Source organism: Halomonas litopenaei, from assembly GCF_017303055.1.
Taxonomy (GTDB): Bacteria; Pseudomonadota; Gammaproteobacteria; order Pseudomonadales; family Halomonadaceae; genus Halomonas; species Halomonas litopenaei_A.
In genome coordinates, this window is sequence record NZ_JAEKJT010000009.1 from 138,487 (window position 1) to 152,254 (window position 13,768).

The following is a 13,768-nucleotide window of genomic DNA, read 5'->3' on the forward strand; positions in this document are numbered from 1 at the left end:
TGTGCGATCAGCGCTGACGGCTGCGCACCTGCGCTTCTCATCAGCCTAGACGTTGCGCTCACGGCTGGTCGAGAAGTTTATTTGACTCAAGTTGTACATCATTTGTACGCTTAGGTCATATCACGACACGCCGAGCTTGGGAGTCGGACATGATGCGACGACAAGTTGCCATCATTGGAGCAGGCATCAGCGGGCTAGCCTGTGCCAATCGGCTGACAGCACTGGGTCACCGCGCCGTCCTTTTCGACAAGGGACGCGGTCCAGGTGGCCGTGCAGGTTCCAGGCGACAAGGTGAACAGTCTCTGGACCTGGGCGCTCAGCACTTCACGGCGCGACATCCCGACTTCCAGGCCGCTGTCGACACTTGGCGTGAGGCTGACATCGTGGCCCCTTGGCCCAGCATGCTGTACTGCGTCGACCACGAGCGCCAATGGCGCTCGCATCAGGACGACGAATCACGCTACTGCGGCACCCCACGCATGAGCGCCCTGACTCGACACCTGGCGACGGGGGAAGAGCTGATCCCCTCCACCCGCATCACCCAATTGCACGAACGCTTAGATGGCTGGTGGCTGGAGGATCACCATCAGGATCTCCATGGCCCCTTCGATCACGTGGTCGTGACCGCGCCGGCTCCCCAGGCAACGCCACTGCTGCGACCCCACGATCCGGCGCTGGCCGCCGCATGCTCGGAGATCGACATGCAGCCCTGCTGGAGTGCCTGGGTCACGTTCGACGCACCGCTAACCCTTCCCGGGGTGGACCCAGGCTGGCCGGTGGCCCGTTTCGACGAAGGCCCTATACGCCTGGCGATTCGCCACAACACCAAACCCGGCAGAGATGAAGCGGCAGAAACCGTGGTCCTGCTAGCCACCCAGCGCTGGAGCCAACAGTATCTCGAAGATGACGCATCATCGATCGCCCAGCGACTGCTCGACGCCTTCACCGATAGACTGCCAGCGGCAACCGCCCTGCCCGATGTCACCCTGGGAGGTGCCCATCGCTGGCGCTACGCCAACGCAGTCAATTGCCTCGGTGAGGAAGACCACCGCATCGGCGACAGCGGCCTGGTACTGGCCGGTGATGGCTGCCGAGGCGGGCGCATCGAAGATGCCTGGCTATCCGGCAGCCATGCCGCCGAACGCCTCGTGTCGCTGGTGGGCGCGCCATGAACGTCTGGCGAACCGAACCGGGATACCGCAACATTTTCGGCACGCTGCTCACCGGCAGATACCACGCGATCATCGCTTTTTAACAGGAATCCGTTCATGTCATACGCCCTGATACTTCTCGCACACGGATCCAGCGACCCCAAGTGGCGAGCCCCATTCGAGCAATTCCGCGATGCGCTGGTGCCACGTCTGGGAACGCCCATCCGGCTGGCCTACATGGAGCTGTGCGAGCCATCCCTGGAAGCCACCGTGGCGGAACTGAGCGAGGGCGGCATTCACCAGATCGAAGTATTGCCGTTGTTCTTCGCCGCTGGCCGCCATCTGCGCAAGGATGTGCCCGCGCAGATCGACGCCCTGAAGGCGGAGCACGATCAGCTGTCGCTGACACTGCTTCCACCGGTTGGCGAACACCCGGCCTTCGTCGAAGCGCTGGCCAGTGCGGTCGCGGATCAGGTCGGGGAATCGCTCGACGCGGACCAGTAACACATGCAAACAGCGTGAGCGAAAAGCAGTAAAGCTGTTGTACACTTTGTACCGTCTGTACAGCTCGGCACTGGCTGTACCGTCGATTTGATCCAGCAGGTTCAAAGGACACGGCGCTTTCGCGCTTTTACTTCGCAACAGGACACGCATCGAGGCCCCCATGAGTCATACGGCGCCCCCCACCGAATCTCCTCTCTACCCCATCCGCGAAGTCTCGCGGTTAACCGGGGTCAATTCGGTGACCCTGCGCGCCTGGGAGCGACGGTATGGGTTGATAGAACCCCGTCGCACGCCCAAGGGGCACCGCTTGTACGCCCGCGAGGACATTGAGCGGGTCGAGCGCATCCTGCAATGGCTGAATCGCGGCGTGCCCGTCAGTCAGGTCAAGGACCTGCTGGCGCAACCCGAGCCGGCCGAACCTGCCCCCACCGCGGCAGGCGACTGGCCAAGTCAACGCCGGCAGGTACTGAGTGCGGTCGACGCGTTGGACATGGACCACCTGGACAGCCTCTATCAGCAGGCACTGGCGCTGTATCCGGTCGGTACCTGCCTGACCGAGCTATGGCAGCCGGTGATCCTGGAACTCGAAGAGCGCTGGGAGGGGCAGCTGGGTGCCGCGCTGCAGCGACGCACACTGGAGAGCTTCCTGCGCACCCGTATCGGCATTCGGCTGTTTCACGCCAACCGAATCGCCCGCGGCCCAACCCTGCTGCTGGATACCTTGCCTGACGATGATGGCGCGCTTTGGACGCTGATGATGGCGCTGGCCGCCAGCGAGAGGGGCTATCGCATTGTGCTGATGGATGATCCTCTCCCCTTCACCGACTTGCCCCTGGCTCTCGAGCGCCTGCGTCCTGGCGCAGTGGTGCTGTGCAGTGGCAAGGCAGAGCGTGCAGACGTGGTGCGCCGACTGCTGCCGCGCCTGGCCGAGCAGCTCGATACCACGCTGGCATTGTGTGGTCCCGTTGCGCGCATCAGGGCCGCTGAATTGCAGGATAGCGAGATTGAGGTGCTGGGTGACGACATTCCCATGGCGCTTGATCGTTTGAGGCCGCTGATCCGCCAGCACTGATCCAACAGTACTGGTCCATCAACACCGGTCCATCAATACCGATCCATCAATACCGAGGGCGCCCCCTTGTAGGCGAGAAGCGCCGCCCAACGCTTCTCGCCAGACCTCCTCGCTAGTGTTCCAACGTCCGGCCAGCCATCGTCTGCCGACGCCCAACCCTCCATGACCGATCCTTCAACACGAGGAGGCCACTCCATGCCTGTCACCCTGGTCTGGTTCCGAACGGACCTGAGAGTCCACGACAATACCGCCCTGTTCCATGCCAGCCAGCGGGGGCCCGTCATCGCGGTATTTCTTCACGCCCAGGAGCAATGGCGCGAACACGGACATGGAGACAACAAGCTCGACTTCATCGCGCGCGGTGTCGAAGCACTGGGAGAATCCCTGGCACAGCGCAATATCCCGCTGATCCAGCTCGACACGCCCACCTTCAAGGAAGCGCCCGAAGCGCTGATGCGCCTGGCCGACGAGCTCGGCGCAGATGCGCTGTACTTCAATCGCGAGTACCCGCTGGACGAATGGCAACGTGACCAGGCGGTACTGGAGGCTGGCGACAACAGCGACCTGGAGGTGCGTGCCTTCCGCGATGCAGTGGCCTTCAGCCCAGGCGAGCTGCTCACCGGCAAGGGCGACTACTACGGCGTGTTTACCCCCTTCTCGAAAGCCTGGCACAAGGCCATCAGCAGCGAACGCCTCGAGGTGCTGGACGCGCCTGCCAAGCAATCACCGGTGGAAGTGTCAGCAACAGCCCGTCAGCGCACTCGCTACGATGACAAGGCGGTCGATGGCCGCCGGTGGCCGGCAGGAGAAGAGGCTGCCGCGGACCGTCTCTCGGCCTTCCTGAGCGGATCCATCAGCAGCCCTGGGAAACGCTACAAGGAGGACCGCGACTTCCCGGCCAAGCGAGGCACCAGCGAGCTGTCTCCTTACCTGGCCATGGGCATGATCTCCTGGCGCCAGTGCATGCAGGCCGTCATCTCGATCAATGACGGCAGCCTGAGCGATGGCGACAAGGGCCTGACGACCTGGGTCAGCGAGCTGATCTGGCGCGAGTTCTACCAGCATGTGGCCGTGGGCTTCCCCAGGGTCTGTCGATACCGCGCCTTCCAACGTCATACAGAAGCCCTTGAGTGGCGCGACGCCGACGATGATTTCGCCGCCTGGTGTGAAGGGCGTACCGGCTACCCTCTGGTCGACGCCGCCATGCGCCAGCTGGTCTCGACCGGGTGGATGCACAACCGATTGCGCATGGTGACCGCCATGTTTCTCACCAAGCACCTGCTGATCGACTGGCGCCGCGGCGAGCGCTTCTTCCTCGAGCACCTGGTCGACGGGGAGTTTGCGGCCAACAACGGAGGCTGGCAGTGGGCTGCTTCGACGGGCACCGATGCCGCCCCGTACTTCCGCATCTTCAACCCCACGACCCAATCCGAACGCTTCGACCCCGACGGCAACTTCATTGCCCACTGGCTGCCGGAGCTGGCTGACCTCCCGGCACGCCAGCGCCACGCCCCATCCTCGGACCTCCTCAGCAGCAACGACTACCCTCGACCGATTGTCGAGCACAAGGCGGCTCGCGAACGAGCGCTCGAGGCCTTCAAGTCATTGTCCAAGGATGACTAGGGCAGACGCGAGCACCGACAGGGAGACCACGATGATCGACGACCCGCAGCTGGCAGCCTTCTGCGACACCTTCAATAAGCTGGACAAAACCTGTACAGAAAAGCTATACAGTATATATTCTGATGACATCGTGTTCATCGACCCGCTCCACCGGGTCAACGGCATCAACGACCTGAAGGCTGATTTCGATGCCATGTATGCCAACGTGATCACGTGCCAGTTCGACTTCAGGCATGCTGTGCGTGAGGGACAACATGGGTTCGTGACCTGGACCATGGCACTGCAGCATCGGCGCCTGGCACGGGGGAAACCCATCGCCGTGGAGGGCTGCTCGGCGCTGACCTTTGCCTCCGGCGAAGGCGGCAAGGTGATTCGCCATCAGGACTATTTCGACGCCGGAGCACTGCTGTACGAACGCCTGCCCCTAGTGGGAATGCTGGTTCGCCGAATCAAGCGTATCGCGGCAGGTTGAAACCCTGACCAGCCATCCCACGTAGCTGGCAGTCAGCAGCATCTGGTACCAGCAACAGTGAGGATGACATGGCTCGCGACCCCAACCCACAGCGCATATGGCTCACCGGTGCCACTTCAGGCATCGGCGAAGCGCTGGCACAGCGCCTGCTGGACGATGGCCACCGGGTGGCACTGACCTCCCGCAGCCGCTCAGGCCTTGAAACGTTGGCCGGCCAGCGCGACAACGCACTGCTGGTGCCCGCAGACGTCACCGACCTGCAGGCGATGAAGGACGCAGCAGCCGTCATCGCTGATGCCTTCGATGGCCTCGACATGGTGATCTTCAATGCCGGCACCTGCGTCTACCTGGACGGCGGTCGCGTCAATACCTCGCTGGTAAGAGACAATTTCGATCCCAACTTCTTTGGCACCATTCACTCACTGGAAGCGGCGCTGCCGCTGCTGCATCAGGCCCGCGACCAAGGTTCACGCCCGCTGATCGCCGTCACCTCCAGCGCCTCGGCCTATCTTCCCCTGCCCAGGGCCGAAGCCTACGGCGCCTCCAAGGCGGCGCTCACCTACTTCTGCGAATCATTGCGCCTCGACCTGGCCCATCAGCAGATTGATGTCAGCGTCATTCACCCAGGCTTCGTCAAGACCCCACTGACCGAGCGCAACGACTTCCCCATGCCCATGGCCGTGACCCCGGAAAAGGCCGCGAAGGCCATTCTCGAGGGACTCTCGGCGCGCCGCCGAGACATCCACTTCCCGCGCCGCTTTACCTACCTGGTCAAGCTGCTGGGCGTCATGCCCCTGCGCCTGAGGGTCGCGATCGGCAAGCGGCTGGTGCGGCGCGAACACGACACCGAGACGCCTTCACAGCAGGAGAACGACGGATGACCCGACCTGAACCCGGGCCACACGCACAACGTATTGCAGTGATTGGTGGCGGCATCAGCGGACTCTCAGCGGCCCGCTACCTGAGTGCCCGTCACCAGGTCACCCTGTTTGAAGCAGCGGACCGCCTGGGCGGCCACACGGCTACCGTCGATGTCGAGATGGACGGTCAAGACTACGCCATCGACACCGGGTTCATTGTCTTTAACGACAGGACCTACCCCCACTTCCAGCGCCTGCTCGATCATCTCGACGTTGCCTATCAGCCCACCGAAATGAGCTTTTCGGTGCATCGCACTGACGTCGACTTCGAATACAACGGCCACACCTTGGCCTCGCTTTTCGCCCAGCGCCGAAACCTGCTGAGACCCTCGTTCTACCGGTTGCTGGGACAGATAGTGCGCTTCAACCGCCAGGCGATTCATGACCTTGCCAACCATGACGCGAATGCAGACCCTGACCCGCTGCTGCTGCCGCTAGGCGACTACCTGGACCGCGAAGGCTTTAGTGAAGACTTCCAGCGCCACTACTTGCTGCCCATGGGCGGCGCGATCTGGTCCGCCAGCCTGGCCGACATTCGCGCTTTCTCGACGCGCTTCTTCCTGCGTTTCTTTCATCATCATGGGCTGCTATCGATCAACGACAGGCCTCAGTGGTTCACCATCAAGGGCGGCTCCCGCACCTATATTGACCGCCTGACTGCGCCCTACGCCGACAGCATCCGGCTGGCCACTCCCGTCCATGGCATTCGCCGGGAAGCCGATGCCGTCGTCATCCGCACGCACAGCGGCGAAGAGCGCTTCGACCAGCTGGTCCTGGCCTGTCATGCGGACCAGGCCCTGGCACTACTGGAGGACCCGAGCCCGGCGGAGCGCGAGATACTTTCCGCCCTGCCCTATGCCGACAACGAGGTCGTGCTGCACACCGACACTCGGCTGCTGCCACGCCGGTCACGCGCCTGGGCCAGCTGGAATTACCGTCTTGATGGCCGCGCCGACAGCGCGAACGTCTCGGTTACCTACGCCATGAACATCCTCCAACAACTTGAGGCGCCGCATACCTTTTGCGTGACCCTCAACGACAGCGACAGCATCGCCGCCGACAAGGTAATTGGACGCTTCACCTACGCACACCCTCAGTTCACCCAGGCAGGTGCACTGGCCCAGGCTCGCCACGCCGAGATTTCCGGCACCAAGGGTCGCACCCACTTCTGCGGAGCTTACTGGCGTCATGGGTTCCATGAAGATGGCGTCTGGAGCGCCTTGCGGGTGGCCCAGGCGCTGGGCTGTGACGAGCTCGACCATGAGCGTCTCAGGGAGGCGACGTCATGATCACGACGCCGCGCTCGCGCATCTATCGTGGCACCCTGCGTCATCGCCGCTTTCTGCCTCGCCAGCACTCCTTCGACTATCGCGTGTGGATGGCGTTGCTGGACCTGGATGAGCTCCCCGCACTGTTCGATGGTGTGCCCGGCTTCAGTGCCAGGCGGCCCGCGCTGGCACGTTTCCGCCGGGAAGACTACCTGCCCGCCCGAGGCCAGCAACTGTCACTGGCAGAGGCCGCCAGAGAAGAGGTGCGCGAGCGTCTGGGAGCCGCCCCAGAGGGACGCGTCACCCTGCTGACGCAACTGTCGTCGCCCTGGGTCAGCTTCAATCCCATATCGCTCTACTACCTCTATCACCCTGCCGACGAGACAGGAGAGGAGCGGCTCGGCGCGGTGCTGGGAGAGGTCACCAATACCCCCTGGAGAGAGCGAACCCGATACGCCAGCGCAGTGGATGGCAGCCGCCACACGCATCGCGCGGCGTTCGACAAGGACCTTCACGTTTCGCCCTTCCTGCCCATGGGCATGACCTATCACTGGCGCTTCAACAGTCCCGGAGAGGCGCTGTTCATGCACATGGAAACCTGGCGAGACGAGCAGCGCCATTTTGATGCCACGCTCACCCTGGAGGGCCAGCCTGCTACGCGCGGTGCCCTCATGTCGACGCTGGCACGCCAGCCCTGGATGGCCACCAAGACACTGGCCGCCATCCATTGGGAGGCGCTCAAGCTGTGGCTCAAGGGCGTTCCCTTGCACGATCATCCGCCCCCCGCAGAGGGTGCCACGCCTCAGCCAAGGGAGAGTCAGTCATGACCTTGACCACACGCCAGTCCAGCGCCAGCGACACTGCACCGCCGCCCCCGTCAAGCGGCTCTCGGTTAGCCCAAGGAGTCCAGGACATGACCACCCTGAGAACACAGCACCACGCTATCGCCAGCAGCGAAGAAGGCAGACTGTCGCGTTGGCTGAAGCCTCGCGTGCTGGGCCACTTGGCCAAGCTCAAGCACGGCCACATCACGCTCATCGATGGTCACGAACGCCACCTTCTCGGCGAGGACGGCGAGCTGTCCGTTACTCTGGTGGTGCGTCACAGTCGCGCCTGGAAGCGTATGGCCATGGGCGGCTCGGTGGGTGCTGCGGAAGCTTACATGGAAGGCGATTGGGACGTTGACGACCTGGTCGGCTTGATTCGCCTGTTCGCCCTCAACATCGATCAGGTCAATGACGACGTGGAAAGGGGGGTCGCCAGCCTTGGCCGACTCCTGCTGTCGGGGCTGCTGAGACTGCAGCGCAACAGCCGCAAGGGCGCCAAGCGCAACATCGCGGCGCACTACGACATCGGCAACGACCTGTTCGAGACGTTCCTCGACCGCGAGCACTGGATGTATTCCAGCGCCGTCTTCCCAAGCCCGGATGCCAGCCTGGAGGAAGCCTCGACCCACAAGCTGGACGTCATGCTCGACAAGCTGGATGTGCAGCCCCATCACCACCTTCTCGAGATTGGTACCGGCTGGGGCGGGCTGGCCATTCATGCCGCCAAAACCCGCGGCTGCCGCGTCACCACGACCACGATCTCCGAGGAACAGTATCAACATACGGCGCGTCGACTGGCCGAAGAGGGGCTGGACGACCAGGTCACGCTGTTGAAACAGGACTACCGGGAACTGAGCGGTCGCTATGACCGGATCGTCTCGGTGGAAATGATCGAGGCCGTCGGCGCCGACTACCTGCCGCTGTACCTGAAGACACTCGATACGTTGCTCGCCCCACGCGGGCTGGTGCTGTTGCAAGCCATTACCGTGCGGGACCAGCGCTACGAGGCAGCGCGCAAGGAGATGGACTTCATCAAGCGCTATATCTTTCCGGGGGGGTTCCTGCCTTCACCGACCGTGCTGCTCACCCAGCTGACGCGACACACGTCCCTGAACCTGATCGATCTGGATGATATCGGCATGCACTATGCTCGCACCCTGCGCGAGTGGCGCCACCGCTTTGAAGCCAATCTGGATCGTGTCGCACGGCTGGGCTATGACGAGCGCTTCATTCGCATGTGGCGCTACTACCTGTGCTACTGCGAAGCCGCCTTCCTGGAGCGCACCATCAGCACCTGTCACCTGCTGCTGGCCAAGCCCGATGCGCGTCCTCCGACCCGGCTCGGAAGGCCGTAATCTTGGCCCGCTCTCGGACAACCTGGCCTTGGCTTGCGCTCAATGCAGCTGGCTTCCAGCTGAGTTGGCTGGCCTGCGTCATCGGCGGTGCGGGCGTGGGCGGCATCGTCGCCGGCGTGGTGCTCGCGGCTCATCTCATTGGCATGGCGCGCCCAGGGGAGTGGCGCTGGCTGGTCATCTTCGGGCTGACGGGGCTTGCCATCGACGGTAGCCTGGCGCTGCTGGGGGGCTATCGCTTTGCGCCTGAAGACGTCCGGGTGGGACCGCTGGCGCTGTGGCTTTTGTGGCTGTGGCCTCTTTTCGCCATGCTGATTCATCACTCGCTCTACTGGCTGTGGGCGCGTCCCTGGCTGGCAGCGCTGGGAGGAGCCATCAGTGCCCCGCTGTCCTATTTCGGCGGCGCCAAGCTGGCAGGGGTAGCGCTAGCCCCGTGGCTACTGCCGAGCCAGGCCGTCATCTGGGCGCTGATCTGCCTGACGGTCAGCCTGGCGGCGGCCCGTGGATACCTCACGCCACCGCCTGGCGAGAACCGCTCTCCAGCGGCTGACTGACGCTCTCGCGCCATAGCGCCTCCAGCTCATGGGCCGGCATGGGTCGCGCGTAGAAGTAGCCCTGGACCTCATCACATCCAACCTGCCGCAGATAGTCACGCTGTTCGGCGGTTTCCACCCCCTCTGCCACCACCTCCAGGCCCAGTCCCCTGGCCATGGCCATCACCGCATCGACGATGGCGGCGTCGGCGGTCTCGTGGGGCAGCGCCTTGACGAAGGCTCGGTCCAGCTTGAGCTTGTCCAGCGGTAGCTCCTTGAGATACCCCAGCGACGAATACCCCGTACCGAAGTCATCGATGGCGATACGATGCCCAAGATCCCTCAAGCGCTCCAGCCTGGGCGCGATGTCGCCGCCACGATCATCCAGCAGCACTGACTCGGTCAGCTCCAGCCCCAGCCAGTGAGAGTCGACTTCGTGGCGTGCGCGTCCCGTGGCAAGGGTCTTTTCCAGGTCCCCCTGGAACAGCTGCATGGCCGAAATGTTGATCCACACCGGCAACAGCGGCAGCCCACGCGAACGCCAATGGGCGAGCTGTGTCAGCGCCTGGTGGATCACCCAGTCCCCCAGAGGGGCCATGAGGCCGTGACGCTCGGCCAGGGGAATGAACTCGGCCGGTGACACCAGCCCATCGCGTGGATGGCGCCAGCGAAGCAAGGCTTCCATGCCGACCATGGCCTCATCGGACAGTCGATGCTGGGGCTGATAGTGAAGCTCCAGCTGGCCACCCTGGGCGAGGGCTTCGCGCAGGTCATTGAGCAGCGCCAGGTTGGGGCTGTCGCTGACGTCCAATGCCGGCCGAAACCTCAAGCACAGATTGCCGCCGCGTCGCCGCGCGGAGACCAGCGCGGACTCCAGTCGCTGGAACAGCACACCATCATTGTCGCCGTCCTCGGGGGCACGACAGCTGCCAATGGTGATGCCCAGGCGCAGGGTGCTTCCGTCGATCTGAAACGGCTCCCCCAGGTGGGCCTTCAATCCCTCGATCCAGCCCTCGTGGTCATCGTACGTGGTGGTACGCAGGACCATGAATTCATCTCCGCCCAGTCGACCGACCACGCCGCCGGCCACATGACCGGCCAATCTTTTGCCGAAACGCGCAAGCAGGCGATCTCCGGCACTGACGCCCAGGCTCTCGTTGATCTCGCGAAAGCCGTCAATATCGATGAGGGCCAGGTCCAGGCTTTCTCCTGCTCGCAGGTGACGCAGACGAGAAGACAGCAGCTCATGTAGCCGAAAACGGTTGGGCAGGCCGGTCAACGGGTCTTCCCGCCCGATGCGTCGCAGGTCCTGCTCTCGCGCCTTGCGCAGGGATATGTCGGTGAAGGTGGCAATGTGGTGCTCGGGATGGCCGCGGGCATCGGAGATCACCTGAACCTCCAGCCACATCGGATACTCATTGCCATCCTTGCGCCGCTGCCACAGCTCACCTTCCCAATGACCTGTGCTGGTCAAGGCCTGCCAGAAACGTTCAAAGAAGGCGCTGTCATGCCGCGCCGCCGCCAGATTGCTGGCGCTCAGCCCCTGAACCTCTGTCAGCTCATAGCCCGATAGTTCGGTGAAGGCCGGATTGACCGCCTGTATCTGATGCTGGGCGTCGGTAATCATCACCGCTTCGCCGGACTGACGCATCACCTGCTCGGTCAGCCGCGCGCGGCGTTGCTCGAGCTTGATCTGGCGCCAGCCATCCCACAGCGCCACCGCCATCAGTACGACGGCACCGAGCCGCAACGACACGCTGGGCAGCCATAAAATCGCCGACATGGCGCAGAGCCCGAGCCAGATCAGCGGGCGGTTAAAGGAGAGACGAGGCCACATGGTCGATACGGACTCCCGCTGGAGAGAACAGGCGAAATTGCTGTCCTATCGTTATCGGCCGACAGTAGGAAATCTGTAGTGCAAGATTCCTTTTCCGAGCAACCACGACCATGATCGAAGGTCCACGGGGTGCATTCGGCCCCCACGAACAGTAGACTAGGCAGGCCGCGTGGCGGCAGATTGCCGTACGCGGCGTACATCACTTCGACTCTCGGAACGCTCCAGTGACCAAGCAACACTCTTTTGATCGCGATGAACTGCTGGCTTGCAGCCGCGGTGAGCTGTTCGGCCCGGGCAATGCCCAGCTGCCGGCCCCCAACATGCTGATGCTCGACCGCATCACGCGCATTTACGAAGAGGGTGGCGAGTACGGAAAGGGCGAACTGATCGCCGAGCTCGATATCCGCCCCGACCTGTGGTTCTTCGACTGCCATTTCCCGGGTGACCCCGTCATGCCTGGCTGTCTCGGCCTCGATGCCATGTGGCAGCTGGTGGGCTTCTACCTTGGCTGGCTCGGCCATCCCGGACGTGGCCGGGCACTGGGCTGTGGTGAGGTCAAGTTCAGCGGGCAGATCATGCCTGAAGCCCAGAAGGTTACCTATCGCATCAATATCAAGCGCGTCATCACCCGCCGCCTGATTCTGGGCATGGCGGACGGCACTGTCTCCGTCGATGGCCGCGATATCTATCAGGCCAATGACCTGCGCGTCGGCCTGTTCACCTCCACCGCGAATTTCTGATCAGGAGGCTTCCATGCGACGAGTGGTAGTCACCGGCCTGGGTATCGTGTCCTGCCTGGGCAATGACCGGCAGCAGGTACTCGAGGCACTCAAGAACGGCCAATCCGGCATTCGCTTCAAGGAAGAATACGCCGAGCGCGGCTTCCGCAGCCAGGTGGCGGGCGTGGTCGATATCGACCTGGATACCCTGGTGGACCGCAAGCTGCGCCGCTTCATGGGCGATGCCGCCGCTTACGCCTATGTTTCCATGGCTCAGGCCATCGAAGACTCTGGCCTCAGCCCGGAGCAGGTCTCCAATGAACGTACCGGCCTGATCGCCGGCTCCGGCGGCGCTTCCAGCGCCAACCAGGTGGAAGCCGCCGATGTCATGCGTGAGAAAGGCCTGCGCCGCGTTGGTCCTTACCGTGTCACCCGGACCATGGGCAGCACCGTGTCCGCCTGCCTGGCGACCCCGTTCAAGATCAAGGGCGTCAACTATTCCATCTCTTCCGCCTGTGCGACCTCTGCACACTGCATCGGCTCAGCGATGGAACAGATTCAACTCGGCAAGCAGGACGTGGTCTTTGCCGGTGGCGGCGAAGAAGAGCACTGGACTTTATCGTGCCTGTTCGACGCCATGGGCGCCTTGTCCACCAGCTACAACGACGCTCCGGCAACCGCCTCTCGCCCCTATGACAAGTCTCGCGATGGCTTCGTCATCGCCGGTGGCGGGGGCATGCTGGTACTCGAGGAGCTCGAACACGCCAAGGCCCGTGGCGCCAAGATCTATGCCGAGGTAGTGGGCTACGGCGCCACCTCCGACGGCAAGGACATGGTGGCTCCCTCCGGCGAAGGCGCCGTGCGCTGCATGCGCCAGGCCATGGCCACCGTGGATGGCGACATCGACTACATCAACACCCACGGCACCTCCACGCCGGTAGGGGATGTGGCCGAGTTGAAGGCGGTGCGCGAAGTGTTCGGCGACAGCACTCCGGCGATGAGCTCCACCAAGTCACTGACCGGGCACTCGCTGGGCGCCACCGGGGTGCAGGAAGCGATCTACTCGCTGCTGATGATGGAGCATGATTTCATCGCTGCCTCCGCCAATGTCAGTGATCTGGACGATGAAGCCCAGGGCTTCGACATCGTCACTCAGCGCCGCGATGGCGTGAAGCTTGACCGGGTGCTCTCCAACAGCTTCGGCTTTGGCGGCACCAATGCCTGCCTGGTACTCCAGCGCTACAGCGACTGATACTTCCTCTAAGCCGTCATCACGACGGATAGCAAGAAGCCAAAAAACGGCGCCCTTGGGCGCCGTTTTTTCGCTGGATGGACACACTTTCTCCTATATTTTGCTCGATTAACTACAAACTAGCTCACAGCAAACAGGCATCGCCAGAGTGGTTGAGCGGTCGACTGGGGCCATGTTTACACTTCCTTCCGTCGGCGCCGCCTCAAGGCTTCTGCAGCGCGTCACCAGCGGCGCCCTT

The 13,768-nt window shown here is 63.2% G+C and carries 13 protein-coding genes; 12 read left to right on the forward strand and 1 reads right to left on the reverse strand.

Features of this window, described 5'->3' with window-relative positions:
* Positions 1-149: 149 nt before the first annotated feature.
* The 10 genes from JF545_RS17300 (at position 150) to JF545_RS17345 (ending at position 9,743) form a co-directional block, all read left to right on the forward strand.
* Positions 150-1,172 (forward strand): NAD(P)/FAD-dependent oxidoreductase, encoded by a 1,023-nt coding sequence (locus JF545_RS17300; protein WP_206944140.1) that lies wholly within the window; start codon positions 150-152, stop codon positions 1,170-1,172.
* A 96-nt stretch (positions 1,173-1,268) separates the two neighbouring features.
* Entirely contained in the window at positions 1,269-1,655 is a 387-nt protein-coding gene (locus tag JF545_RS17305) for a sirohydrochlorin chelatase (protein ID WP_206944141.1), read from the forward strand.
* Between the two features lie 160 nt (positions 1,656-1,815).
* The gene (locus JF545_RS17310) at positions 1,816-2,727 is read left to right on the forward strand and encodes a MerR family transcriptional regulator (protein WP_206944142.1); all 912 of its coding nucleotides are present in this window, start codon (positions 1,816-1,818) and stop codon (positions 2,725-2,727) included.
* Positions 2,728-2,922: 195 nt separating this feature from the next.
* A complete protein-coding gene (phrB, locus tag JF545_RS17315; RefSeq protein WP_206944144.1) occupies positions 2,923-4,350 on the forward strand; it encodes a deoxyribodipyrimidine photo-lyase in 1,428 nt (475 codons plus the stop codon).
* A 31-nt stretch (positions 4,351-4,381) separates the two neighbouring features.
* Complete coding sequence (locus JF545_RS17320) at positions 4,382-4,822, forward strand: nuclear transport factor 2 family protein (RefSeq protein WP_206944146.1); 441 nt, start codon at positions 4,382-4,384, stop codon at positions 4,820-4,822.
* A 68-nt stretch (positions 4,823-4,890) separates the two neighbouring features.
* Positions 4,891-5,703 (forward strand): SDR family NAD(P)-dependent oxidoreductase, encoded by an 813-nt coding sequence (locus JF545_RS17325; protein ID WP_206944148.1) that lies wholly within the window; start codon positions 4,891-4,893, stop codon positions 5,701-5,703.
* A complete protein-coding gene (locus tag JF545_RS17330; RefSeq protein WP_206944150.1) occupies positions 5,700-7,031 on the forward strand; it encodes an NAD(P)/FAD-dependent oxidoreductase in 1,332 nt (443 codons plus the stop codon). The genes JF545_RS17325 and JF545_RS17330 overlap by 4 nt, the downstream gene beginning before the upstream one ends.
* Positions 7,028-7,837 (forward strand): DUF1365 domain-containing protein, encoded by an 810-nt coding sequence (locus JF545_RS17335; protein WP_206944152.1) that lies wholly within the window; start codon positions 7,028-7,030, stop codon positions 7,835-7,837. The genes JF545_RS17330 and JF545_RS17335 overlap by 4 nt, the downstream gene beginning before the upstream one ends.
* Positions 7,838-7,923: 86 nt before the next feature.
* The gene (locus tag JF545_RS17340) at positions 7,924-9,192 is read left to right on the forward strand and encodes an SAM-dependent methyltransferase (protein ID WP_206944154.1); all 1,269 of its coding nucleotides are present in this window, start codon (positions 7,924-7,926) and stop codon (positions 9,190-9,192) included.
* Between the two features lie 2 nt (positions 9,193-9,194).
* Positions 9,195-9,743 carry a DUF2878 family protein gene (locus JF545_RS17345; RefSeq protein ID WP_206944156.1) on the forward strand — a complete coding sequence of 183 codons (549 nt, stop codon included), beginning with the start codon at positions 9,195-9,197 and terminating at the stop codon, positions 9,741-9,743.
* On the opposite strand, the gene JF545_RS17350 is transcribed toward JF545_RS17345, so the two are convergent.
* A complete protein-coding gene (locus JF545_RS17350) occupies positions 9,700-11,559 on the reverse strand; it encodes a putative bifunctional diguanylate cyclase/phosphodiesterase (protein WP_206944158.1) in 1,860 nt (619 codons plus the stop codon). The two genes, JF545_RS17345 and JF545_RS17350, sit on opposite strands and share 44 nt — an antisense overlap.
* Before the next feature lie 224 nt (positions 11,560-11,783).
* Between JF545_RS17350 and fabA the strand changes: the two genes are divergently transcribed.
* On the forward strand, positions 11,784-12,299 hold the full coding sequence (gene fabA / locus JF545_RS17355) for a 3-hydroxyacyl-[acyl-carrier-protein] dehydratase FabA (RefSeq protein ID WP_206944160.1): 516 nt from the start codon (positions 11,784-11,786) through the stop codon (positions 12,297-12,299).
* Between the two features lie 13 nt (positions 12,300-12,312).
* The gene (fabB, locus tag JF545_RS17360) at positions 12,313-13,530 is read left to right on the forward strand and encodes a beta-ketoacyl-ACP synthase I (protein ID WP_206944162.1); all 1,218 of its coding nucleotides are present in this window, start codon (positions 12,313-12,315) and stop codon (positions 13,528-13,530) included.
* The last annotated feature ends 238 nt before the right edge of the window (positions 13,531-13,768 follow it).